At 61.2% G+C, this 23,385-nt stretch carries 20 protein-coding genes and 1 tRNA gene; 14 read left to right on the forward strand and 7 right to left on the reverse strand.

Features of this window, described 5'->3' with window-relative positions:
- Positions 1-795 carry a TIGR04283 family arsenosugar biosynthesis glycosyltransferase gene (locus tag AAC126_RS07790; RefSeq protein WP_339851834.1) on the reverse strand — a complete coding sequence of 265 codons (795 nt, stop codon included), beginning with the start codon at positions 793-795 and terminating at the stop codon, positions 1-3.
- A gap of 110 nt (positions 796-905) precedes the next feature.
- On the opposite strand from AAC126_RS07790, the gene AAC126_RS07795 reads away from it, so the two are divergent.
- The 3 genes from AAC126_RS07795 to AAC126_RS07805 are packed head-to-tail and all read left to right on the forward strand — an operon-like array spanning position 906 to position 3,393.
- Positions 906-1,967 carry a phosphotransferase gene (locus AAC126_RS07795; RefSeq protein ID WP_339851836.1) on the forward strand — a complete coding sequence of 354 codons (1,062 nt, stop codon included), beginning with the start codon at positions 906-908 and terminating at the stop codon, positions 1,965-1,967.
- A gap of 29 nt (positions 1,968-1,996) precedes the next feature.
- Positions 1,997-2,200 carry a DUF4169 family protein gene (locus tag AAC126_RS07800; protein ID WP_339851838.1) on the forward strand — a complete coding sequence of 68 codons (204 nt, stop codon included), beginning with the start codon at positions 1,997-1,999 and terminating at the stop codon, positions 2,198-2,200.
- A gap of 47 nt (positions 2,201-2,247) precedes the next feature.
- Positions 2,248-3,393, forward strand: coding sequence for a PA0069 family radical SAM protein (locus AAC126_RS07805; RefSeq protein ID WP_339851840.1), 1,146 nt, complete (start codon positions 2,248-2,250; stop codon positions 3,391-3,393).
- A 3-nt stretch (positions 3,394-3,396) separates the two neighbouring features.
- On the opposite strand, the gene AAC126_RS07810 is transcribed toward AAC126_RS07805, so the two are convergent.
- Positions 3,397-3,996, reverse strand: a complete 600-nt coding sequence (locus tag AAC126_RS07810) for a LysE family translocator (protein WP_339851843.1) — start codon at positions 3,994-3,996, stop codon at positions 3,397-3,399.
- Between the two features lie 304 nt (positions 3,997-4,300).
- Here AAC126_RS07810 and AAC126_RS07815 point away from each other — a divergent pair, with 304 nt between their 5' ends.
- Both AAC126_RS07815 and AAC126_RS07820 read left to right on the forward strand, forming a co-directional pair.
- Positions 4,301-4,924, forward strand: coding sequence for a ribonuclease HII (locus AAC126_RS07815; RefSeq protein WP_339851882.1), 624 nt, complete (start codon positions 4,301-4,303; stop codon positions 4,922-4,924).
- Between the two features lie 145 nt (positions 4,925-5,069).
- A complete protein-coding gene (locus tag AAC126_RS07820) occupies positions 5,070-6,158 on the forward strand; it encodes a site-specific DNA-methyltransferase (RefSeq protein ID WP_339851845.1) in 1,089 nt (362 codons plus the stop codon).
- Here AAC126_RS07820 and AAC126_RS07825 read toward each other — a convergent pair.
- Entirely contained in the window at positions 6,124-7,425 is a 1,302-nt protein-coding gene (locus AAC126_RS07825) for an MFS transporter (protein ID WP_339851847.1), read from the reverse strand. The two genes, AAC126_RS07820 and AAC126_RS07825, sit on opposite strands and share 35 nt — an antisense overlap.
- Before the next feature lie 19 nt (positions 7,426-7,444).
- Positions 7,445-12,304 (reverse strand): NAD-glutamate dehydrogenase, encoded by a 4,860-nt coding sequence (locus tag AAC126_RS07830; RefSeq protein ID WP_339851849.1) that lies wholly within the window; start codon positions 12,302-12,304, stop codon positions 7,445-7,447.
- A gap of 308 nt (positions 12,305-12,612) precedes the next feature.
- Between AAC126_RS07830 and AAC126_RS07835 the strand changes: the two genes are divergently transcribed.
- Entirely contained in the window at positions 12,613-15,945 is a 3,333-nt protein-coding gene (locus AAC126_RS07835) for a response regulator (RefSeq protein WP_339851852.1), read from the forward strand.
- Positions 15,946-15,950: 5 nt separating this feature from the next.
- On the opposite strand, the gene AAC126_RS07840 is transcribed toward AAC126_RS07835, so the two are convergent.
- Positions 15,951-16,187 (reverse strand): DUF465 domain-containing protein, encoded by a 237-nt coding sequence (locus tag AAC126_RS07840; RefSeq protein WP_339851855.1) that lies wholly within the window; start codon positions 16,185-16,187, stop codon positions 15,951-15,953.
- A gap of 184 nt (positions 16,188-16,371) precedes the next feature.
- Here AAC126_RS07840 and AAC126_RS07845 point away from each other — a divergent pair, with 184 nt between their 5' ends.
- Complete coding sequence (locus tag AAC126_RS07845; RefSeq protein ID WP_339851857.1) at positions 16,372-17,283, forward strand: DMT family transporter; 912 nt, start codon at positions 16,372-16,374, stop codon at positions 17,281-17,283.
- A 43-nt stretch (positions 17,284-17,326) separates the two neighbouring features.
- On the opposite strand, the gene AAC126_RS07850 is transcribed toward AAC126_RS07845, so the two are convergent.
- Positions 17,327-17,401 (reverse strand) — tRNA-Gly (locus AAC126_RS07850).
- Between the two features lie 211 nt (positions 17,402-17,612).
- Here AAC126_RS07850 and AAC126_RS07855 point away from each other — a divergent pair.
- The 6 genes from AAC126_RS07855 (at position 17,613) to AAC126_RS07880 (ending at position 21,326) form a co-directional block, all read left to right on the forward strand.
- Positions 17,613-18,158, forward strand: a complete 546-nt coding sequence (locus tag AAC126_RS07855; protein ID WP_339851859.1) for a prolyl-tRNA synthetase associated domain-containing protein — start codon at positions 17,613-17,615, stop codon at positions 18,156-18,158.
- A 92-nt stretch (positions 18,159-18,250) separates the two neighbouring features.
- On the forward strand, positions 18,251-19,156 hold the full coding sequence (gene trxA / locus AAC126_RS07860; protein ID WP_339851861.1) for a thioredoxin: 906 nt from the start codon (positions 18,251-18,253) through the stop codon (positions 19,154-19,156).
- A 38-nt stretch (positions 19,157-19,194) separates the two neighbouring features.
- Positions 19,195-19,845 carry an LON peptidase substrate-binding domain-containing protein gene (locus AAC126_RS07865; RefSeq protein ID WP_339851863.1) on the forward strand — a complete coding sequence of 217 codons (651 nt, stop codon included), beginning with the start codon at positions 19,195-19,197 and terminating at the stop codon, positions 19,843-19,845.
- Positions 19,832-20,104 carry a Trm112 family protein gene (locus AAC126_RS07870; RefSeq protein WP_339851866.1) on the forward strand — a complete coding sequence of 91 codons (273 nt, stop codon included), beginning with the start codon at positions 19,832-19,834 and terminating at the stop codon, positions 20,102-20,104. The genes AAC126_RS07865 and AAC126_RS07870 overlap by 14 nt, the downstream gene beginning before the upstream one ends.
- Positions 20,101-20,475 (forward strand): DUF971 domain-containing protein, encoded by a 375-nt coding sequence (locus AAC126_RS07875; RefSeq protein ID WP_339851867.1) that lies wholly within the window; start codon positions 20,101-20,103, stop codon positions 20,473-20,475. Before AAC126_RS07870 ends, AAC126_RS07875 begins: the two co-directional genes overlap by 4 nt.
- A 95-nt stretch (positions 20,476-20,570) precedes the next feature.
- On the forward strand, positions 20,571-21,326 hold the full coding sequence (locus AAC126_RS07880; RefSeq protein ID WP_339851870.1) for an endonuclease/exonuclease/phosphatase family protein: 756 nt from the start codon (positions 20,571-20,573) through the stop codon (positions 21,324-21,326).
- Positions 21,327-21,364: 38 nt separating this feature from the next.
- On the opposite strand, the gene AAC126_RS07885 is transcribed toward AAC126_RS07880, so the two are convergent.
- The gene (locus AAC126_RS07885) at positions 21,365-22,591 is read right to left on the reverse strand and encodes a UbiH/UbiF/VisC/COQ6 family ubiquinone biosynthesis hydroxylase (protein ID WP_339851873.1); all 1,227 of its coding nucleotides are present in this window, start codon (positions 22,589-22,591) and stop codon (positions 21,365-21,367) included.
- 354 nt (positions 22,592-22,945) lie between these two features.
- On the opposite strand from AAC126_RS07885, the gene AAC126_RS07890 reads away from it, so the two are divergent.
- The gene (locus AAC126_RS07890) at positions 22,946-23,284 is read left to right on the forward strand and encodes a P-II family nitrogen regulator (RefSeq protein ID WP_028466168.1); all 339 of its coding nucleotides are present in this window, start codon (positions 22,946-22,948) and stop codon (positions 23,282-23,284) included.
- Positions 23,285-23,385 lie beyond the last annotated feature (101 nt).

Genomic DNA, 23,385 nt, shown 5'->3' on the forward strand with positions numbered 1-23,385 from the left:
CTAGCTGTAGATCCGGGCGATCAGCCGGGGCGGAACCCGGAGGAAGAAAAGCGTCAGGCAGAACAGGTTGCGCAGGGCACGGCGGAGATATCCGGCGCGTACATAACGCTCCGCCGAGGTGATGGCCTTGATATCGAACAGGGCGAGGCGGCTCATGCCGACGCGGCGGACGAAATCCACATCCTCCATCAACGGAATCTCCTTGTAGCCGCCGAGCCGGCGATAGAAGCGCCGGTGGATCAGCAGACCCTGATCCCCATAGGGCAGGCCGAGCCAGCGATTGCGCCAGCGCACCATGCCCTCGAGCCGCCGGGCGGCCGGACTGTCATCGTCCAGCGCGAAAGTGAAGACCGCGCCACGCTCCCGGTTCCGGTCATTGCTGGCGAAGACCATCACGCTCGCCGCCCAGCCGCGTTCCAGGGCGGTGTCGCCATGCAGGAAGAGGAGCCAGTCTCCCTTCGCCGCCCTGGCGCCTGCCGCGAGCTGAATGCCGCGGCCGGGGGCACTCTCGATCACCCTGGCTCCGGCCGCCTCGGCGATATCCCGTGTCGCGTCGGTGGAGCCGCCATCGGCAATGATGATTTCCGGCGCGAAACCCGAGCGCTCGGCGCTTGCGAGGGAGTCGAGGGTCCGCTTCAGGCCGTTCTCCGCATTAAGGCAGGGGATGATGACACTGATCGACAGGTCCGGCGCCGGTGCGCCGATGCGGCGGCCGTGTGCGTCCAGCGGCCCGAGGGCGCCGGGCAGCGGCACCCGCCACAGATCTTCATTCTTCGATGTGTCCGATGATCCCAAGGCCGGTCCTTATTTTTCCGCAATACTGCTTCGTGTGCTAACAGAAGGGCATATGGTCCCGCCAGCGTGGCAGGACACACCAATTAGAGCATTTCAGAGCATTCGCGGCCATGACGACCGACCTCGACCTGCGCAATCTCCACGCCGAGCTGATGAAGCTCAAGATCTTCCCCATGCTTGCTCTCGAAGATCTGATCAGGCTGCCGTCGCGCGGCCTGACCCATGATCACGTCCTGCTGGGCGACAGGCCGTGGCAGGGAAAGCGTTTACTGGCCCGTATTCCGCGCCTGGTCCGGCGTGATGTTACTCCGGAAGATGCGCTGTCCCTGCAGGCGGAATGTTTCCGGCGTGCCGGCCCGAGCCGCCATACGCCTGTTCTGCATGGCCATCTCGACCCGAGCCCGCGGCTGCCGAACGGCGCGCTGATCGTCGATGCGGTCGAGGGCCGGGCGGTGGATCTTTCAAAAGACCTGCTGCAGCTCGCCGAAACTCTGGCCAGTGTGCACCGGCTGCCGACCCCCGACGATCCGGCGCCGCTTGCCTGGACCCCGCGTCCGGTGGAAGCGCTTGTCAGTCTGATCGAGGATCAGGCGGAATTCATCCCGGCTTTGGTACAGGACCGGCAGGCACGCGCCATTCTCGATGAAGAGCGTCAATGGGCGCGCGCCTTTGCCGCCGAGCATGGCCGGGCGCCCTTGCCGCCGGCGCTTGTGCTGACCGATACGCATCCCGGGAACTATGTCATCCGGAAGGATGGCCGCGCGATCTTCGTCGATATGGAGAAGACCCAGTACGGGTCGCCCGCCATCGATCTCGCCCATGCCAGCCTCCACACCTCCGTGACCTGGGATCCGGAAGTGAGCGGCGAGCTCAGCAATGAGGATGTCGCGAATTTCTACGATACCTACCGGACGGCGGTGCCGCCGTCGCTGGCCCGCGTGCTGGAGCCCTGGTTCCTGCCGTTCCGCCGCCTGACCTGGTTGCGCACCACAAGCTGGGGCTGCCGCTGGTATGCCGAAAATGAAGGCCAGGTGTCGCGCGGCGGCGATCAGAGCCAGCGGGACCGGATGCTGTCCGGTGTTCTCGACCGCTTGCGCCGGATGGTGCGGCCGGAGATCATGGAGCGGGTGCGCCGGGAATGGCACGGCCCGGACAAGCTGGTGCTCGACTAGGCTGCCGCGCAGCGCGGGGAGGAGGGTCAATGAGTGGCAAGATCGTCAATCTGCGGCAGGCCCGCAAACGTAAGACCCGCGCGGCTGCTGAAGAGAAGGCGGCTGACAACAGGGTGAAGTTCGGCCGTACAAAAGAACAGCAAGCCGAGGATGCAGCGGCTTCCGCGCGCCGGGACAAGGCGGTGGAGCAGCTTGAGCGGCATCGCATGGAGCCTGATGATCCGCCGTCCTAAATCTGATTGTTCTTGTTTTGTTCCATTGCTGGGTTTACGATCCAGCCATGGCCGATCCCGATTTTCATACGCCGGATGGTTTGGACCCGGACATCATTCACCGCTCCCCGCACAAGGGACGCGGCGCGGTCAGCAATGTCAGTGGCCGGTTCGAGCAGGAACAGCGCCAGCGGGTCATCGGGGACTGGCCTGGCGATAATCCGTTCCAGGGTGTGTCCGCTGATTTCCCGGATCTGGACGGCAAGCCCAGAACCGAGGTCGGGATCGATGCATCCCGCACGATCATCGCCCGGAACAAGTCTCCCGACATCCCGTTCGACCGTTCGATCAACCCCTATCGCGGCTGCGAGCATGGCTGCATCTATTGCTTTGCCCGGCCGAGCCACGCCTATCTCGGTTATTCGCCGGGGCTCGATTTCGAAACCAAACTGCTGGCGAAACCGGATGCGGCGGTATTGCTTGACGCTGCACTGAGAAAGCCGGGCTACAAGCCGGACGTGATGGCGCTCGGGACCAATACAGACCCTTATCAGCCGATCGAGAAAGAGTACGGGATCACCCGTCAGGTGCTTCAGGTCCTGTCCGATTTCGGCCACCCGCTCTCGATTGTCACCAAATCGGTACTGGTCACCCGCGATATCGACATTCTGGCGCCGATGGCGGCGCGCGGACTGGTCTCGGTGGCGATCAGCATCACCACGCTGGACCGGCATCTTGCCCGCATCATGGAGCCGCGGGCGGCAACGCCGGGGCGCCGTCTGGATGCGGTGCATGCGCTCAAATCGGCGGGTATTCCCGTCCACGTCCTGGCGGCGCCGATCATTCCGGCGATCAATGACGGAGAGATTGAGGCGCTGGTGGAGGCATCGGCGGAAGCAGGGGCACGTGGTGTCGGCCATATCCTTCTGAGGCTGCCGCACGAGATCAAGGATCTGTTCCGGGAATGGCTGGAGCAGCATTTTCCGGACCGGGCGGACCGGGTCTATTCCCTGATCAGGCAGACCCGTGATGGCGAGCTCTATCGGGCGGAGTGGGGCGAGCGCATGCGGGGCAGCGGCCCTTATGCGGCCCTGATCCACCGCCGCTTCGAGATCGCGAAAAAGCGGGTGGGCCTGTCCGGATCGTTCCCGCGGCTGCGCATGGACCGCTTCGCCGTACCGCCGCGTGCCGGAGACCAGCTCAGCCTCCTGTAGGGATCAGGCCAGAAACAGGGAGGAGAGCAGCAACAGGGCGAGCACGATGTTCGCGACCCTGAGACGGATGCCATCCTGCAGCCAGCGGGAAAGACCGGCCCCGATCCCGGCCCAGGTAAAGCCGGAAAGGATGACGACGGCGAAGAACAGCGCACACATGACCGGCAGCCGGGAGGTGATGTCCGGGGAGCCATCGGCCGCAACGCCGCTGAAGGTGGTCATGGCGCTGGCCGAGATCAGCCAGGCCTTGGGGTTCACCCACTGGAAGGCGGCGGCTTCATGGAACCGCATCGGCCGTTCCGGCCGGCCAACTTTTCCGGCGGAGCCGCCGGCGATCTTCCAGGCGAGATAGATGAGGATGGCGATGGAGACGTAGTGCAAGACTTCCAGCAATCCCGGAACGGCGCTTAGCAGCGACCAGAGGCCGAGCGCCACGGCGGCCAGCATGGCGGGAAAGCCAACGGCGACGCCGAGGATGTGCGGGACGGTCCGCGCGATCCCGAAATTGACCCCGGATGTCGTGAACAGCGTGTTGTTCGGCCCCGGTGTCAGGCTGAGGGTCAGGGCGAAAATGACAAACCCGGCGATCCAGTCTTCAAACATTGTAGCAACCTTGCAGCAGTGCCCAGCTTCGGGCTTTCGGCTGGATTAGGTCGTTATCTGGCCATGCCGCCGCAAGCAGAACCATGTCATGGATACAATATTTCGTGGCTCTTCCTGTGCTGGTAGCTAGGTGTAGCGCCGGGGAGGACTATTTCGTAGGGCCAGGTGCAAAAATGCGGTCATTCCGGTGCTTACTTTTCCGGAATGACCGCGTAGTGGATTGGTATTAAAAGATATTTCGGGTAGGGTTGGACCGTGATTTTGCACCTCAGGAATGAGTTATTTGTCTGATTTCAGCTTGGAAATGGATGCCGGTGCCGCACAGGGTGCCGTGATTGTCGGCATTGATGAGGTTGGGCGCGGGCCGCTTGCGGGGCCGGTGATGGCGGCGGCGGTACATATTCCGCTTGCCCTGCATACCGATCCGCTTCTGAGGGACGTTACCGACTCAAAGAAGCTGAGCGCCGCCAAGCGGGAGCTTATTGCCGGGGCGCTTGTCGGCCTTGTTCCCCATGGTATCGGGGTGGCGGAGGTGGAGGAGATCGACCGGGTCAATATCCTGCAGGCAACCTACCTCGCGATGGCGCGCGCGGCGGCGGCCCTGTCCAGCCGCCTCGATAGCGCGCCCGACCTGTATCTGATCGACGGCAATCGCCTGCCACCGCTTCCCGTTCCGGCCCGTGCGGTGGTGAAGGGGGATCTGAAATCGCTCAGCATCGCCGCCGCCTCGATCATCGCCAAGGTGCACCGGGACACTGCCATGCGTGTTCTGGCGGAAGCCCATCCGGGATATGGCTGGGAGCGGAATGCCGGATACGGGACGGCCGAGCATCTGGCGGGCATCGCCGCGTTTGGTGTCACGGATCATCACCGGCGGTCCTTCAGGCCGGTCCGCGAAGCACTTTTCGCCGGTGCCGGCACACCGTGACCTGAGGTGCGCGCTCTACTTCACACAAGATCTTGTGTTCGTCTTGTAAGTATTTGACTCTATTTAGTAAAAAGAAATCGACGACTTGACGCGATTCGCCGGATACCGGAGACTCCAGCCATCTTTCCTGGCACGGACGGACGATATGACGGCGCAAGACACGTTGCCGCTCGACCAGATTCTGGTCGGCGACTGCATTGAATTGATCAATAAACTGCCGGAGAAATCGGTGGATCTGGTGTTTGCCGATCCGCCCTACAATCTCCAGCTTCAGGGCGAGCTTCTCAGACCCAACAACTCGATTGTCGACGCGGTCGACAATGACTGGGACAAGTTCGACACTTTCCAGACCTATGACCAGTTCTCCCGGGACTGGCTTTCGGCGGTGCGGCGCGTCCTGAAGGACGATGGCGGGCTCTGGGTCATCGGCAGCTACCACAATATCTACCGGGTCGGCTCGGTTCTGCAGGATCTCGGCTTCTGGATCCTGAACGACGTGATCTGGCGCAAGACGAACCCGATGCCGAATTTCCGCGGGCGCCGCTTCACCAACGCGCACGAGACCCTGCTCTGGTGTTCGAAGAGCGAGGACAGCAAGCGCTACACGTTCAACTACGATGCCATGAAGGCGTTCAACGAAGACCAGCAGATGCGCAGTGACTGGCACTTGCCGCTCTGCACCGGGTCCGAGCGCATCAAGGTGGATGGCCGCAAGGCGCACCCGACACAGAAGCCGGAAAGCCTGCTGTCGCGCGTGCTGCTGTCGACTTCCAAGCCGGGCGACGTGGTGCTCGATCCGTTCTTTGGCTCAGGCACCACCGGTGCCGTTGCAAAAAAGCTCGGGCGCCATTTCATCGGGCTCGAGCGCGAGCAGACATATGCCGAGATCGCCATGGACCGTATTGCCGCGGTCAAGCGGATCGAGGATGACAGTCTTCTGGCGGTAGAGACCAAGCGCACGGAACCGCGCGTGCCGTTCGGCAACATCGTCGAGCGCGGCATGCTCAATCCGGGCGAGGTGCTGTTCGATCAGCGCCGCCGCTGGTTCGCCAAGGTGCGTCCGGACGGCTCGCTGGTTTCCGACAGTGCCAAGGGCTCGATCCATTCCGTCGGCGCGGCGGTGCAGGGCGCACCAGCCTGCAACGGCTGGACGTTCTGGCATGTCGAGCGTGGCGGCAATCCCGTGTCGATCGATGTCTTCAGGCAGCAGGTGCGCGCGGAGATGCGGGCCTGACAAACGCGAGCAGGGCAAGGCCGACGATCCAGAAACCGAGGATCGTCGCCATGCCCGCGCGCTGACTGTCAAAAGTGAGCGTGGCCCAGCCGAGCAGGGCCGGTCCGAGGAAACTCGTGGCCTTGCCCGACAGGGCATAGAGACCGAACAGTTGCGTGCGCTTCTCCGCCGGCGCCATGCGTGTGAGCAGGGTCCGGCTCGCCGACTGGGACGGGCCGATGAAAATGCCGAGCGCCATGGCGAAAACCCAGAACCAGAAGACATCCTCGACCAGCAGTACGGCAAACCCGAAACAGATCAGGCCGACCAGCGAGATCGCGATGGTCGGCTTGGCGCCGATCCGGTCGTCCAGCCAGGCAAAGCCGAAGGCGCCAATCCCGGCCGTCACGTTGAGGGCGATGCCGAACTGGATAATCTCGGCGAAGCTCATCCCAAACGTACCGGCGGCATAAAGACCGCCGAACTGGAACAGGGTGGCGAGTCCGTCCGCATAAAGCATGCGGGCGATCAGGAAGACCCAGATATCGCGATAGTCCCGCAGCGACCGCAAGGTCTGCCAGAGACTTTTCAGCCCGGCACGGGCCGCGACGGGAACGGAGACGGCCTGCCGCGCATCGTCCGGCACGTATTTCAGCAGCGGGATGGAGAAGATCACGAACCAGGCGGCCGCCAGCAGGGCGGTTGCCCGGACATGCTCCGCCTCTGCCTTGTCCAGCCCGAAGGGCGGTGTCTCGGCCTGCACGAACACCAGAAGAGAGATCAGCAGACAGACGATGGCACCGAGATAACCGAGCGCCCAGCCCCAGCCGCCGACCCGGCCAAGCCGCTCCGGTACTGCGACGCGGGCCAGCATGGCATTGTAGAAAATATTGGCGAACTCGGTGCCGATCAGCACCAGCCCGACCGCGATCAGGGCGAGGAGTGTGTCCGATGGATCGGGATGCACAAACCAGAGCGCCCCGGCGGCCAGGATGCCGATTGCGGAAAATCCGGCCAGCCAGGGTTTCTTGGGTCCGGTCTGGTCCGCGATGGCGCCCAGTATCGGCGCCAGCACGGCGACGGTGAGGCCCGCGATGGTGAGGGCATGACTCCAGAGCACGGTGCCCTCGATCTCATTCCCGACCACGCCGCGCGCAAAATAGGCGGAAAAGACGAAGGTGATGATGACCGTCGGCAGCGGGGAATTCGCCCAATCGAACAGGCACCAGGAAATCGCGGCGCGCCGCCCCGGATAAGATGCAGGGGCGGCGGATTGACTGGGTTTCACGAAAATTGACCCGCCTTTTCTAGTGTGCGAGCAACGAGCGGAACTGGCCGTTCGCCACGGCCAGCATGGAAAGATCGATACCGTCTGCGGCCCGCAGGTCCGACAACAGCCGGTCCATCCGGGATGATGCGTCGCTGCGCGTGCGTTCCCATTTCTCGATCAGGGCTCCGGCGGCGGCTTTCTTGCTCTTTCCATTGCTGCGTTCGGCCAGCACGTTCTGGGAGAGCTGGAACTGGTGGCTGTAGAAATCGTCGACGATGGCGGCGACGGCCATCTTCTGCCAGTGGGACTCAGCGACAACATGATCCGCCCGCTCCCGCAGCCAGTCGAGCGAGAATTCATGCCCGACCGCGAAATAGACTTCCGCCACCCGAAGAACGCTTTCCCCTGTCTGGCCTGACAGCCGGACGATATCGCAACCCGAAATCAGGATGTCGGCACTGGCGACGCCGCGCGCCAATTCCTTCGGCACGCCTGCGGCCTCGTGCGTCGCCGCTTTCTTCTGCACGGCCTTGCGGTGGGAGTCGGTCAGCACCTTGTCGAGCGCGGAGGTCAACTCGGTCACGCCGTCGAGATAGGTGCCGGTCAGGGCCTGCAGGTCGAGCGGCCTGCGCTCATTGCGCAGGAACCAGACCGTGGCCCGTTCCACCAGATGCTTGATGTCCTGCAGCATTTCCGTCTGCACCGCGGCGGGAACCTTGTTGTCCAGATCCTCGACCGCTGACCAGAGGTTACGGATGCCGAAGACATCGCGGGCGACGATATAGGCGCGGGCAATATCCGGCGAGGTATCACCGGTCTGCTCGCGCACCGCGTTGACGAAAGTGGCGCCCACCCGGTTGATCATGCTGTTGGCGATATAGGTCGCGATGATCTCGCGTTTCAGCCTGTGGCTGCGGATGGCGTCATTCATCTTGCCGTGCAGGCGGGCCGGGAAGTACCGGATCAGGTCTTCCCCCAGCATGGGATCATCGGGCAGGTCCGACGGCAGGATTTCGTCATACAGTTCCATCTTCGCATAGGCGAGCAGCACCGCCAGCTCGGGGCGGGTCAGACCAAGTCCGTCGGCCATGCGCTCGGCAAGCGTCTCGTCGTCCGGCAGGAATTCGACCGCCCGGTTCAGCTTCAGATGGCTGCGTTCCAGCTCCCGCATCAGCCGGGCTTCGGCGTCGAGCAGGGCGGTGCCCTCGGTGAGCGCCATGGTCAGGGCCTGGCTCTGGTCGTAATTGTCTTTCAGGACCAGAGTCGCGACCTCGTCGGTCATTTCCTCAAGCAGCTTGTCCCGCTGTTTGCGGGTCATGTCGCCCTCCGTGACGACCCCGCCGAGCAGCACCTTGATATTAACTTCATGGTCCGAGCAATCGACGCCGGCCGAATTGTCGATGGCGTCGGTGTTGATCCGCCCGCCGGCGAGCGCATATTCGATGCGGGCGCGCTGGGTAACGCCGAGATTGGCACCTTCGCCGATGACCTTCGCGCCGATTTCACGGGCGTCGATGCGTAGTGCGTCATTCGCCCGGTCGCCCGCGTCGGCGCTGGTCTCACCGCTTTCCTTGATATAGGTGCCGATGCCGCCGAACCAGAGCAGGTCGACCCTGGCCATCAGCATCGCCCGGATCAGATCGCCCGGTGTCACCTTGTCGGCCTTGATGCCAAGCACGGACTTCATTTCCGGCGTGGTCTCGATTGATTTCAGCGATCGCGGATAGATCCCGCCGCCCTTGGAAATCAGCTTGGAATCATAATCCGTCCAGCTGCTGCGGGGGATGTCGAACAGTCGCTGGCGTTCGGTCCAGCTTTTTGCCGGGTCCGGGTCCGGATCGAAAAAGATGTGCATGTGATTGAAGGCGCCGATCAGCTTGATGTGCTTCGACAGCAGCATGCCGTTGCCGAACACATCGCCGCTCATGTCGCCGACGCCGATCACACTGAAATCCGTGGTCTGGATATCGGTGCCGATCTCGCGGAAATGGCGCTTCACGGATTCCCAGGCGCCGCGCGCCGTGATGGCCATTTTCTTGTGGTCATATCCGGCGGAACCGCCCGACGCGAAGGCATCGTCGAGCCAGAAGCCGTATTCCTGCGAGACACCATTGGCGATGTCGGAGAAGGTGGCCGTGCCCTTGTCGGCGGCGACCACGAGATAGGGGTCGTTATCGTCATGCCGGACGACATGCTCCGGCGGAATGATATCGGTGCCGGAGATATTGTCGGTGATATCCAGCATGCCGCGCATCATCGTCTTGTAGCACTCGATCGCTTCGGCCTGCATGGCCTCGCGGGTGCCGTCGGCCGGGGGGCGCTTTATGACAAAGCCGCCCTTTGAGCCGACCGGGACGATGACGGCATTCTTCACCTGCTGTGCCTTCATCAGGCCGAGGATCTCGGTCCGGAAATCCTCCCGCCGGTCCGACCAGCGGATACCACCGCGAGCGACCCGGCCGCCGCGCAGATGGACGGCCTCCGTGCGGGGCGAGAAGACCCAGATCTCGACCAGGGGACGCGGCAGCGGCAGGTCTTCGATGGCCTGGCTGTCCAGCTTGAACGAAATGTAGGACTTCGGGTTACCGTCCGCATCGGGCTGGTAATAGTTGGTCCGCATGGTCGACTGGATCAGGTTGAGATAGCGCCGGATGATCCGGTCCTGATCGAGATTGGCGACATTGTCGAGCGCCGCTTCGATCTCGGCTGTGATCTCTGCCGCCGCCGTGCTGCGTTTGGTCTCGCCCAGCCTCGGGTTGAACCGCACATCGAACAGACGGGCCAGCAGCTTCGCAATGGATGCGTTCTCCGCCAGGGTCTCTTCCATATAGTCCTGGGAGAAGGTGAAGGCAGCCTGGCGCAGATATTTCGCGTAAGCCCGCAACATGGCGACTTCGCGCCAGGTCAGACCGGCCTGCAGGACCAGAATGTTGAAGCCGTCATTTTCCATCTTGCCGGTCCAGACGGCCTCGAAGGCGTCGTGGAACGGCTGGCGCATGGTCTCGATATCGATGCTTTGCCCGCTGCGGAGCTGCATCTTGAAATCATGGATCCAGACGGTATTGGCGAGGTCCTTCGAGGCGACCTCGTACGGCTGCTCGCTCAGGACCCGCACGCCCATATTCTCGATCATCGGCATGATGTCGGAGAGCGGCACCGGTGTGCCGGTGTGGAAGAACTTGAGATAAAGTTGGGTTTCTTCCGAGCCTATCGGGCGGAAAAGGTTCATCGGAAGAGTGCCGTCCGCCAGCGTTTCCTCGATGCGCTCTATGTCAAAGATCGCTCCGTGGGCGGAATAGGCCTCTCTGTATGAAGAGGGAAAGGCGTCCCTGTATTGCCGGTGCAGGGCATTGCCGCGCTCCTCGCCCTTCGATTCCACCAGAGCCTGGTGCAGCTTGTCGGACCAGGATCGGGCGGCCTCGGTCAAGCGCCGTTCCAGCTCCTCGATATCGACGTCGGGTACCGCTCCCCGTTCCGTTGCGATGATGAAATGCAGCCGGGCGAGCACGGATTCCGACATCTGCGTATAGAAGGCCGCGATGTGTCCCTTGAAGGCGCGGGCGAGAATGTCCGCGAGCTTTTCGCGAATCTGGGTGGTGTAGTGATCGCGGGGAACGAACAGCATCACGGAGACGAATCGCTCAAACGGATCGGGCCGCATGAAGAGAGCGATTTTCTGGCGTTCCTGGAGATGCAGAATGCCGATCGACGTGGCCAGAAGATCATCCTCGCTGGCCTGGAAAAGCTCGTCGCGCGGATAGGTCTCAAGGATGTTGAGCAATGCCTTGCCGTCGTGGCTTTCCGGCGCGAATCCGCCCAGGGAAACGATCCGCTGAACCTTTTGCCGCAGCATGGGGATCTCGCCGGGACTCTGATTGTAGGCGACAGAGGTGAACAGGCCGATGAAGCGGTGCTCGCCCGTCACCGTGCCGGTCTTGTCGATCTTCTTGACGATGATCGTATCCATATGAACCGGGCGGTGGACCCGGGCCTTGCGGTTGGCCTTCATGATCAGCAGCAGGTCGGGGCTGGTCAGGAAGCTCCTGACCTCCTCCGGCAATTGCCCGAGGTTGCGCAAACCTTCGAAGACGCTGGTGTCCGGGCTGCGCAGGATACCGAGGCCCGAGCCGTCGACAACTTCCATATGCGCGTTCTTGCCGCTGCCGACATAGTCCAGCTCGCGATAGCCGAGGAAGGTGAAGTGATTGTCTTCGATCCAGCGCAGGAAATCGATGACTTCGCTGACTTCCTCCCGGTTATGCGGGGTGTCGCGTGCGCCGATCTCGGTCACGACGTCGAGCACCTTCTCCCGCATCGTCCGCCAGTCCTCGACGGAAGTTCTCACATCGTCGAGCACCGAATGCAGCTCGGCCTCGATATTGGAAAGAACCTCGGTAGAGCTCTGCTCGGAGATGCGCAATTGCATGAAGGATTCACGGATCGTGTCGGCGCCGTCATTGTCTGGCTCCAGAAGAGCCCGGACCTTGCCGGCAGAGGATCGTTCGACCTTCAGGATCGGGTGGATGACGAGATGGACCGTGATATCCAGCGCCGTCAGTGCCGTGGTGACGGAATCCACCAGGAACGGCATGTCGTCATTGACGATCTCGATCACCGTGTGCGGAGACTGCCAGCCAGTGGTCTCGAAGCGTGGATTGTAGGCGCGGATCTTGGTGGTGCCGGGGTCGCGGGATTTCCCGAATGACCAGATAGACAAGGCTCCGCCGAACAGATCTTCCGCCTCCTCGGACAAGATGTCCTGGGGCGCGATGTTCGCGTAGAACTGTCTGATGAAGTTTTCGGCTTCTTCCCGCTTGTCCTTGGCGATCCGCTCTTTCGCGAGAGCGATAACGCCGTCGACAAGTTCTTGCTTCAAGGTGTGCAATTTATCGCGCATGCGATTTCCTCCCGCCACCGTACGCTTGAGCTAGCCCAGCAACAGGCTAACCCAATTGAATGAGGCGCTGAAGCGTCAAATTATTGAAATTTCGGGAAATAACGGAACCGGGCAGGTAAGGCGCATCATGGCCAGGGGAGGAATAGCTCTTGGCTGTTGCAGATAGAGTGCCGCCCGGTCAGGTTGTAAATTGATTGTGGCTCAACCTTAGTATCTTAAGGGAATTGTAACGGCCTTTGTCCATGATTGAATGGAAGGTGGTGCCGGGCAGAGGGGGTTGTTTGCGGGCGCCGGGGCAGGAAAAGCGTATGAGAACTGGTCGTATTATATCAATGGTTCCGGCGGCCATGGCGATTGCTGTGGCGATCGGGATCGGCATTCTCCTCGTGGAGGAAGACCGGAACAAATACCTCGCTGAAACCCAGCGCCATGTTTCCGACGAACTTAATCTGCTCCGGACTCGTCTTGAAGGTGAGATTGCCGCGAATGTCAGACTTGTCGGCGGTCTCGCAGCCGTCATTTCCACCGACCCCGATATCAGCCAGGAACGGTTCAACAGCATCGCGGAGCGCCTGTTCACTAACCGTCTGCAGCTGCGGAATATAGGCGCCGCGCCGGATCTTGTGCTGCGATACATCTATCCATTTGAAGGCAATGAAGCGGCGATCGGGCTCGATTATCGGAAGAACGCGCAGCAGCGCGCAGCAGCCTTCACGGCTCGCGATAAGGGGGATCTGGTGCTCGCCGGGCCTCTGACACTCCTTCAGGGCGGCATCGGCATTATCGGCCGATACCCAGTCTTTGCCCGGGACCAGAATGGTGACGAGTTTTTCTGGGGACTGGTCTCGGCTGTTATCGATGCTGAAGAACTTTATGCCGCTGCGGGGGTTGATCCGGCCCTGGTCGACTTCGATTTCGCAATTCGTGGTCGCGATGGAACGGGCTTGAGCGGCGATGTGTTTTTCGGAGATGCGGGGGTCTTTGAAGACATGCCCGTCCTGCAGCGCGTGAATTTGCCGGTTGGCAGCTGGTATCTGGCGGGGCGTCCCAAGGGCGGCTGGACCGTTCCGGAATCGGTCTACTGGAATGTCTGGATTCCGGTCGGTCTCATCGGCATGGCGATTGCGATACTGCTTTGCGGGGTCGGACTTTTTCAGGACCGGCGGCGCCGGGACCTAGAAATTCTTGCGGCGCAGGAAAAGGGCCTGATCGAGGCCAAGGAAAAGGCAACCGACGCGGAAGGGCAGCTGCGTATCGCGCTCAACGCCATGAATGGCGCTTTCGTACTTTATGACCGCGATATGCGGATGGTGATTTGTAACGAACGCTTCACCGATTTTTATCCGAATGCCGGGGGAATGATGATTCCCGGAAACCGGTATGAGGACATCATCCGTGCAGGTGCATATTCCGGTGACGTGCCCGAGGCGTTAGGCCGCGAGGAAGAATGGATTGCCATGCGAATGCGGCAATTCAGCGAGCCTGGCCCGGCCGTCGAGCAGGCCTTGCCGGATGGGCGATGGGTCCGGATTCAGGATGCGCGGACGCCGGATGGCGGGTTTCTGTCCTTCCGGGTCGATATCACCGAACTGAAACAGCGCCAGGAAGAGGCCGAAGCGGCAAATCAGGCTAAATCCGGGTTTCTGGCCAATATGAGCCATGAAATCCGCACGCCGCTCAATGGGATCGTCGGTTTGGGCCGGTTGCTGCAACGAACCCCGCTTGATGAAAACCAGACCGATTTCGTCAAAAAGATCGTTTCCTCGTCACAGATCCTGATGGGGATTATCAATGACGTGCTCGATTTCTCGAAGATCGAGGCCGGCCAGCTTGAGATCGAGGCAACCGATTTCGACCTGAGAGAAATCATCGAGCAGGTAGGCGGGCTCGCGCAAGACAGGGCGGACGAGAAGGGCCTTTCCTTCGAGATCGAGATTGATCCGGACATGCCCATTGATCTGTTCGGTGATCCGTTGCGGATCGGCCAAATTCTGACAAATCTGTGCAGCAACGCGGTCAAATTCACGAAGGCGGGACTGGTCAAGCTCTCCGTTCATCCGCACGAGGTAAGCGAGGACCGCGCCGAGCTGCATTTCAAGGTCGAGGATTCCGGCATCGGCATGACGGCTGAGCAGCAGGACAAGATCTTCAAGCCGTTCGCCCAGGCCGATATATCGACCACCCGTCAATTTGGCGGAACGGGGCTCGGGCTTTCGATCTGTCTGGATCTGGCCACCCGGATGGGCGGCCGGATCTGGGTTGAGAGTATACCGGGCAAGGGCAGCACGTTTAATGTTGTCTTGCCGTTCGCGGTGCCGGCGCTTTCGCAGCGGGTGGGCGCGGAGCGTTTCGAGTCATGGCGTGTTCTTGTCGTCGATGACAATCCGACTGCCCGGCTGGTCATGTCGGGCATGCTGCGTTCCTTGGCGCTGGAGGTTGTGGAAGTGGGGTCGGCTGCCGAGGCGATCTCTGCCGTCACCGGGGCGCGCCGTGCCGGCACGCCGTTCGATGTCATCTTCATGGACTGGATCATGCCGGATGGCGACGGTGTCCAGGCCACCAGGGACATCCTGGCATCTATCGATGATGATGGGACCCCGCCGAAAATTGTGCTGGTCACCGGAGCGAACACAGAGGTTCTCGGTGATGGCGCGCGGCAGGCCGGAGCCAGCGCGGTTCTGACGAAGCCTCTTTCACAGCAGCGCGTGTTGCGGCTTCTGAATGCATTCTGGCAAAATCAGGAGCTTTCGGACGAGGAGCATGATCTTGCCGATGTGGCAGCGATGCAGCTTCGGGGAATGCGCATCCTTGTCGCCGAGGATAACCAGATCAATCAGCAGGTGATCGAAGCCGTGTTGCGCAATGTGGGCGCCGAGGTGGAGCTTGTCGGGAATGGAGAAGCGGCAGTGGAGGCCGTTACCGGGTCGGACCCCGGCCGGTTCGATGTCGTGCTCATGGACATCCAGATGCCCGTGCTGGATGGCATTGGGGCGACCAAGCGGATACGGAGCGATGACAGGTTCGCCGACCTTCCGATCATCGCCGCGACGGCACATGCCATGACATCCGAGGTCGAACGGTGTCTGGCCGCGGGCATGAACGGCCATGTCGCGAAGCCGATCTCGGAAGAGAAACTTTACGAGGCGTTGTCTGCCGCCAGGCTTGCGCGGGTTGGCACCACTCTATTGGCGCCCGTCCGGGTGGAGGCCGCTGCAGGTGACGATGTCCAGGCGGAGGATACTTGGGAAAAGACCGGGGAGAACGCGGGTGGATATGAACCCTTTGACAAGATGGTGCAATTACTCGGTGCGCCCGATGTCGCGGCAAAGCTGTTCAACGAATTCTGCAGGCAGAATGCCGGGGCGGTCAGCGAATTGCGGGCTTATCTTGAGGCCGGAGACACCGTTGCGGCCGCACGCCAAGCGCATCAGGTCAAGGGAGTTGCCGGAAACCTTGGCCTTATGGCTCTCAGTGCGGCGTCAGACGATCTGGAACAATGCCTGCGCGACGCGGATGATTCCGGGCCCTCAATTGCCAATGCCCAACAGAAATACGAGCAGGAAATCAGGGTCACCCTTGGCGATGTCCGGAACCATCTGCGTGTGGCGGGTCTGCTTGAGGCGGATCTCGCCGAAGGCTAGCAGGTTCAGGGGGTCAGGAAAGCGGCAAGCTCGTCCTTGAGGGCCAGCCGCTTCTTTTTCTGTTCCTCGGTATAGGCATCGGATGTGGTTTCGATCTCTGCTTCGATCCGGTGAATTTCGCGGTTCACTTCATGATACGCATCCGCGAGCCTGGCAAAGCGGGCATCGCTGAGTTTCAGTTCGTGAATTTTCTCCGCCGCATCCGGAAATTCCTCTGCGAGTTCGTGGGGAACGTGGGACATCCTTTGCCTCCCGGCATGTTGCTTGATGGCTGCAAATCGCCTGAATTCATGGAAACACGAGACGTTTCTCCTGATCTTTGATCCAGATCACGAAGCCGGTCTCCGGTCGGTGAAACCCTGCTTGCCGGTGAGGAGGATCAGGGGGATAGTCTGGGCCTCGCATTTGCCCTCAGGCCCCTTTGATATGTTCATTCTCGCCGCTTTCACAAGATTGCCGGTCCCGGTCCAGGCAACGCTGCTGATGAGTGCGGCGATGGTTTTCTTTACCTCGATGGGCGTTTTCATCCGGCTTTCGTCGCAGAATCTGCATGTCCTCGAGGTCGTGTTTTTTCGTAACTTTCTTGCCGTTTTGCTGATGGTCCCCTGGATCATGGGGCACGGCGTTTCCGCCTTGAAGACCGATAAATACGGCCTCTATGGGTTACGCGCGGCGATCAATCTGACCGCAATGGCGGCGGGTTTTGCCGCGATCACCATGATCCCGCTGGCCGAGGCGACGGCACTTGGCTTCACCGCGCCATTATTTGCGACCATCGGTGCTGTTCTGGTGCTGGGTGAAGTGATCCGGGTCCGCCGCGTGGCCGCGCTTGCCGCCGGATTTCTTGGCATGTTGCTGGTGTTGCGGCCCGGTCTGGAGTCGTTATCGCTTGGCGCCTTGCTCGCTCTCGGAAATGCATTGGGGATTTCCATCACGGCGCTGGTCGTGAAAAAGCTGACGGCGACGGAACGGCCGGAAGCGATCGTGCTCTGGATGGTGTTGCTGCAGAGCCCCTTCTCGTTGATCCCGGCCCTGTTTGTTTGGACCTGGCCCGATCCTATGACCTGGCTCTGGCTGTTCTGTCTGGCGGGTGCAGGGACAGCCGGCCATGTCTGCTGGACCCGGGCCTGCGGCCTGGCCGAAATCACGCAACTGCAGCCGCTCGAATTCATCAAGCTGCCGCTGATCGGGGTGATGGGATTTCTGCTGTTCGGTGAAGAGCCGACGGTGTGGATCTGGCTTGGCGGTGCGGTGATCTTCTGTTCGACGGCCTATATCAGCCATCGCGAAGCGGTGCTGGCCAGACGCTCTGCCCGTGAACGCAAAAACGGCGGCTAAGCGCCGCCGTTTGCTTCTCGATTCTCCGCTGATTGGGAGAAATTGGAGCGGGCGATGAGATTCGAACTCACGACCCTAACCTTGGCAAGGTTATGCTCTACCCCTGAGCTACGCCCGCGTCCACCGGCATTCAGTGATGCCGTCGAGAGGCCGCGATAATACAAACTGTTCTTCGCTTTGCAAGCCTCGAAATGATTTTTTTTCAGGGCGCCCGTCCAGGCGCCGAAAATGCTAGGAAAGCCTTGGAAAAACCGTGTTTTCCGGCTATCCCAGAACCTGAATTTTGCGCGCGACGCGGTGCGGATCGAGCAATAAGGGTGCAAAACGTTATGTCCGAGAGTGAATCAGTCACCGGCGCGGGGCCGTCCGGCACAGGGCCAAGGACGCCGGATGAACTCCTCGCTCATCTCGATGGGCTGGGGCTCGGCTACGCCTTGCATCGCCACCCGCCTCTTTTCACCGTGGAAGACAGCAAGGCGCTCCGGGGCGAGCTTTCCGGTGGTCATTGCAAGAACCTGTTCCTGCGTGACCGGAAAGGCAGGATGTGGCTTGTCGTGGCGCTGGAGGACCGGCAGATCGACCTGAAGCAGCTCGGGGCTGCTCTTGGCGGCGCCCGTTTGTCTTTCGGCAGCCCTGACCGGTTGATGAAATATCTCGGTGTCATCCCGGGAGCCGTTTCACCCTATGCGCTATTCAATGACGTGGATCGAGAGCTTACGGTGGTGCTCGACAAGGAAATGCTTACATTCGACCCGCTTAATTACCACCCTCTCTCTAACGACATGACAATCGCGGTCTCGCCTGATTCACTCTTGGCATTCCTCAGGAATCTCGGCTACGAGCCGGACATTCTCGACTTCGCAACCGTGGCCTGACCGGCTCCCCTGGCCTGAGAACGTGGTCGGGGGACTTGCCAAGCGACGGCAGCGGCCAATCTTTACCGGATAAGAAAGAACGGACGACTGGCATGGAAACCCTCATCAACGCCGCCCCGGATCCCGCCGACCTGATCAAGGACTCCGATACGCAATCCTTCATGGCCGATGTTGTCGAAGCGTCCAAGGACGTTCCGGTCATCGTCGACTTCTGGGCGCCGTGGTGCGGCCCCTGCAAGCAGCTTGGCCCGATGCTGGAAAAGGTGGTGCGTGACGCCGCCGGCGCCGTGCGCATGGTCAAGGTCAATATCGACGAGAACCAGGCCATTGCGCAGCAGATGCGGGTGCAGTCGATTCCGGCTGTGTTCGCCTTCTACAAGGGCCAGCCGGTAGACGGATTTCAGGGTGCCTTGCCGGAAAGCCAGATCCGCGAATTCGTCAAGCGGCTGACGGGCGGCGCCGCGGGTGACTCTCCGCTGAATGAAGCGCTGGATGCCGCGGACCAGATGCTGGAGGCGGGCGATGCGCAGGGTGCCGGCGGGATTTACAGCCAGGTGGTTGAGCACGATCCGGAAAATGTGCGCGGCATTGCGGGTCTGATCCGCGCTCTGGTCGCTGTCGGTCAGGTGGAGCAGGCGCAGCAGATGATCACGGACTTGCCGGACGAGATCAAAAAGGCGCCGGAAGTGCATGCCGCGATCGCATCGCTTGAACTGGCGACCGAGAGCCAGGATGCCGGCGAGGAAGCGGCGCTGGTTGCCGCCATCGAAGCCGACCCGGACAATCATCAGGCCCGTTACGATCTGGCCATGGCGCGCTTTGCGGCGAACAACCGGGAAGGCGCGGTCGAGGCCTTGATCGAAAGCATTCGCCGGGATCGCGACTGGGAAGAGCAGAAGGCCCGCATGCAGCTGGTGAAGTTCTTCGAGGCCTTCGGTCATACGGACCCGGCCACCATCAAGGGTCGCCGGCGCCTGTCAGCGGTTCTGTTTTCCTGAATTCACAAAGATCTGTCGGAAAGGAGCTATCGGAATCCATGACGCGCAATCCCTTTGCTCCCGGGCTTGAGGACATGCCTGCCTGTATTCCGGTTTTCCCGCTGCCCGGGGTCCTGTTGTTGCCCGGCGGAAAGCTGCCCCTCAATATTTTTGAGCCGCGTTATCTGGCAATGACGCAGGATGCGCTCTGTACCGACCGGCTGATCGGCATGATCCAGCCGCAGGAGGAGGGTGATTCCAGCCTCCACCGCACCGGGTGCGTGGGCCGCATCACGTCCTTCTCGGAAACCGAGGATGGCCGCTTCACGATCACCCTGACGGGCGTGGCCCGGTTCCATGTGGAGCAGGAGCTGGAATGCCGCTCCGGCTATCGCCGGGTGGTGGCGGACTGGTGCAGTTTCGCGGATGATTTTAATTCCCGGGACGATCTGTCCCTGGATCGGGATCGTCTGATGCGGGGCCTGAAGGACTATTTCGCGCTACAGGGTATCCGCGCCGATTGGGACTCCATTGAAAAGGCGGAAGACCGGCAGCTCCTGACGACGCTGGCGATGGTGTGTCCGTTTGGCTCTCTGGAGAAGCAGGCCCTGCTTGAGGCGCCGACGCTTCAGGAGCGTGGCGAGACGATGCTCACCCTGCTAGAGATGTCGCTTCATGATCTCAAGGATGATCACTATGCACGGCACTGAAAAACCTGCCGCCGGCAGCGTGGAGCGGGAAGTCGATCCGAAGCTGCTGGAAATCCTGGTGTGCCCGTTGACAAAGGCGCCGCTGACCTATGACCGGGCGCGTTCCGAGCTGGTGAGCGAGCAGGCCAGGCTGGCTTTCCCGATCCGTGACGGCGTGCCGATCATGTTGCCCGATGAAGCCCGTCAGCTGGATGATGATGCCGACCCCGTGGCCGAGGGCAGGGCCGCGCTGACGGTCAACAGGGCCGACGCACCATGAGCGAGTCCTTTGCGACCGAGATCTGGCCGACGGAAATCCGTGTCCAGTCGGCGGAGAAGACCCTGGAGATCGATTTCGACACCGGGGAAAGCTTTTCCATTCCGGCCGAACTTCTGAGGGTCGAGAGCCCGTCGGCGGAAGTGCAGGGCCATGTGCCGTCCCAGAAGAAGCTGGTGGCCGGGCGCGCCCATGTGAACATCATGGGCATGGAAGCGATCGGCAATTACGCGGTGAAGATCAAGTTCGACGATCTGCACGACACCGGCATTTTCACATGGCGTTATCTGCATAAGCTCGGCTCCGAGAAGGAGCAGATCTGGGAACGCTACCTCGCCGAACTTGAAGCCGCGGGTCTCAGCCGGGAGCCTTGATCCGGCAGGTGTTCCGGGCAGGGACGGGAAAACGGGGCGGCTGGAAGATGCGGATTCTTTGTCTGAATGGGTGGGGCGGTCGGCTTCATGACCGTTTGGTCCCTTATATTCGTGAGGTGGACCCGGACGTTCTCTGCCTGCAAGAGGTCGTGCATACCCCGTCGGCGGAGAAACCGTGGCTGCTCTATCGGGATGACGGGGCAGAGCTTCCGCAGCGGGCGAACTTCTATTCCGATATTCGCGACGCCCTGCCGCAGCATTCCGCCTTTTTCGCGCCGGCAGCCCTAGGGTCCCTTTGGGACGGCGATCAGGCATTTCCATCGCAATGGGGGCTCGCGACATTTGTCAGGCAGACGATCCCGGTGATCGGCCAGGCCCAGAGTTTCGTGCATGGTGTGTTTTCGCCGGATGGCTTCGGCGATCACCCCCGTTCCCGCACCGGGATTGCTGTCCGGTTATTCGATCCGTCATCTCTTGCTCCGGTTACGGTCGCTCATATGCATGGCTTGCGGGACCTTGATGGCAAACAGGATAATCCTGCCCGGCTGGCACAGGCCCGCAAACTGAGAATGCTTGTCGAGGCGGTCGCAGAAAAGGGTGATCAGCTGGTGGTTTGCGGCGATTTCAATGTCGAGCCGGAAAGCGAAACCTTCGCGGTTCTGGGCGAGATCGGATTGCGGGACCTGGTGACGGGGCGCGGTTTCAAGAGCACACGGAATTCATTTTACAAGAAGCCGGGCCGATTCGCTGACTATATGCTGACGAATGCTCAGGTGGCCGTGTCGTCTTTCACGGTCGTCGAGGATCCTGAAGTGTCCGACCACTGTCCTTTGCTGCTTGAGACAGGCTGAGAGATGCAGTCGGCGCACGATGCCCGCAGTTTGTGAGCCTAGTTTGGGTCCTGCATCAGCCTCGGCAGGGTGCCGATCGTTCCCATGGCACTGCGCATAAAGACACGCTTCAGCGGCCCCATGCGCTGCACCAGGCCGAGACCTGCATCGCGCACGAGCCGGATGGCGGCTGAATCATTCGAGAACAGACGGTTCAATCCGTCTGTCGCCGCAATCATCGTCATCACATCGAAGCGCCGCCAGCGCTGATATTTTTGCAGCACCGGTGCGGAGCCGAAATCCAGTCCGATCCGGCGCGCATCCTCGATCGTGTCGGCGAGCGCCGCGATATCGCGCAGCCCGAGATTGAAGCCCTGGCCCGAGATCGGATGAATGCCGTGCGCGGCATCGCCAACCAGTACCAGACGTTGGTCAATATAGCGCTCGGCATGAATCAGGCCGAGCGGATAGGCCCAGCGCTTGCCCGTGACGTGAAGCCGTCCGAGGGTGTCGCCGAAAGCCGTCTGCATCTCCAGATCGAAGGCACCATCAGGGAGCTGCATGAGGGCGTTCGCCGCATCGGTGCGCTCGCTCCAGACCAGACAGGACTGGTGCGTGCCGTCCGCCGCATCGTTGAGCGGCAGCATCGCGAAAGGACCGGCGGGGCGGAAATGTTCGAACGCCATATGGTCGTGTGGCAGCTCGTGCGCCACGGTGCAGGTAATTGCCGTCTGGCCGTAGGAAAGCTCTGTCGTGCGCAGTCCGGCCGCGCGCCGGGTCGGCGATGCGCGCCCGTCGGCCGCGACGGCGAGTTTCGCGGTAATGCGGCGCCCGTCCGCAAGAACGGCTGTCGCGGCTTCACCATTGCGCTCCAGCCGTTCAACGGATGCTGGCGAGACGATTGTGATGCCGGGGCGGGTGGCGGCAGTGCGGTAGAGGCCGGCCTTCAGGACGCTGTTATCGAGGATGAAGCCCATCGGGTCCGGGCCGGCATCCGCGTGATCGAATTGCAGGAAGAGCGGCGAGCCGCCTTCCCGGACGCGGATATCCTCGATTGCGCAGGGTGCTTCCGGCAGGGCGTCCCAGACCCCGAGCCGGACCAGCATCCGTTTGCTGCTCTGGGAAATCGCGGTGGTCCGGCCGTCATGACCGGTAGCAACATGCATTTCCACCGGCGCCCTGTCGATCACGCTGACCGACAGCCCGGCGGCATCCAGCGCCAAGGCTGTGGAGATGCCGGACAGGCCGCCACCGATAATCAGCGCATCGCAGAAAATGTCGTTCACGCTCTTTGGTCCCTTGCCTCGGCGCCCGGTCTCGGCGCGCGTTTCTCATAGCCAAGATACAGTGCCACGCGCAGGGAACAAGGGTTCGCGCAACGGGTGAAAATGCCCATTTTCAGGTGCTCAAAATAACATCACGGTTTCGTTAGTGCTCAAAAAATAAGCACAGACTTTAAGCTCGTTCGACGCAATGATTTTTGAAATCAAAGTGTAACACTATGATTTAGCGCATAAATTCTGAATGCTTCAGTCTTGGCCCATATTTTGTAATGAATTTGCCAATCTGCGTTGAGCAGACATCCGGTGTGTCCTGATTTCAGGGCGCCGGAAAAGCACAACAGGAAAAGGTTGGGCGGCATGAAACTGATCATGGCAATCGTAAAGCCCTTCAAGCTTGACGAAGTCCGCGAATCACTGACCGCTCTGGGGATCCAGGGACTGACGGTTAGCGAGGTCAAAGGCTTCGGACGGCAGAAGGGACAAACCGAAATCTATCGCGGCGCGGAGTACGCCGTAAATTTCCTTCCAAAGGTCAAAGTCGAAGTGGCGGTGCCGGACGACTTGGCGGAACAGGTGGTGGAAGCCATCCAGAAAGCAGCGAATACCGGTCGCATCGGTGACGGTAAGGTATTTGTGCTGGATGTCTCCCAAGCCGTCCGGATCCGCACCGGCGAGACCGGCAACGACGCGCTTTAAGGAGCTCATCAGATGAGAAAATTTTTCGGCTTTTCCGTTCTGACGGCCGTCACCGCGTCGGTAACGATCGCGCTGACGAAGACCGCTTCAGCGGCCGTCGA

Origin of the sequence: uncultured Nisaea sp. (assembly GCF_963974195.1) — a bacterium.
In the GTDB taxonomy this organism is placed as follows: Bacteria; Pseudomonadota; Alphaproteobacteria; order Thalassobaculales; family Thalassobaculaceae; genus Nisaea.

Coding starts and splice junctions, on each gene's coding strand:
- AAC126_RS07840 (WP_339851855.1), bottom strand. CDS start 16,187: ATGTCCCACGTTCCCCACGAACTCGCAGAGGAATTTCCGGATGCGGCG.
- AAC126_RS07865 (WP_339851863.1), top strand. CDS start 19,195: ATGACGCGCAATCCCTTTGCTCCCGGGCTTGAGGACATGCCTGCCTGT.
- AAC126_RS07795 (WP_339851836.1), top strand. CDS start 906: ATGACGACCGACCTCGACCTGCGCAATCTCCACGCCGAGCTGATGAAG.
- AAC126_RS07805 (WP_339851840.1), top strand. CDS start 2,248: ATGGCCGATCCCGATTTTCATACGCCGGATGGTTTGGACCCGGACATC.
- AAC126_RS07835 (WP_339851852.1), top strand. CDS start 12,613: ATGAGAACTGGTCGTATTATATCAATGGTTCCGGCGGCCATGGCGATT.
- trxA (WP_339851861.1), top strand. CDS start 18,251: ATGGAAACCCTCATCAACGCCGCCCCGGATCCCGCCGACCTGATCAAG.
- AAC126_RS07820 (WP_339851845.1), top strand. CDS start 5,070: ATGACGGCGCAAGACACGTTGCCGCTCGACCAGATTCTGGTCGGCGAC.
- AAC126_RS07855 (WP_339851859.1), top strand. CDS start 17,613: ATGTCCGAGAGTGAATCAGTCACCGGCGCGGGGCCGTCCGGCACAGGG.
- AAC126_RS07830 (WP_339851849.1), bottom strand. CDS start 12,304: ATGCGCGATAAATTGCACACCTTGAAGCAAGAACTTGTCGACGGCGTT.
- AAC126_RS07800 (WP_339851838.1), top strand. CDS start 1,997: ATGAGTGGCAAGATCGTCAATCTGCGGCAGGCCCGCAAACGTAAGACC.
- AAC126_RS07890 (WP_028466168.1), top strand. CDS start 22,946: ATGAAACTGATCATGGCAATCGTAAAGCCCTTCAAGCTTGACGAAGTC.
- AAC126_RS07810 (WP_339851843.1), bottom strand. CDS start 3,996: ATGTTTGAAGACTGGATCGCCGGGTTTGTCATTTTCGCCCTGACCCTC.
- AAC126_RS07815 (WP_339851882.1), top strand. CDS start 4,301: ATGGATGCCGGTGCCGCACAGGGTGCCGTGATTGTCGGCATTGATGAG.
- AAC126_RS07870 (WP_339851866.1), top strand. CDS start 19,832: ATGCACGGCACTGAAAAACCTGCCGCCGGCAGCGTGGAGCGGGAAGTC.
- AAC126_RS07875 (WP_339851867.1), top strand. CDS start 20,101: ATGAGCGAGTCCTTTGCGACCGAGATCTGGCCGACGGAAATCCGTGTC.
- AAC126_RS07845 (WP_339851857.1), top strand. CDS start 16,372: ATGTTCATTCTCGCCGCTTTCACAAGATTGCCGGTCCCGGTCCAGGCA.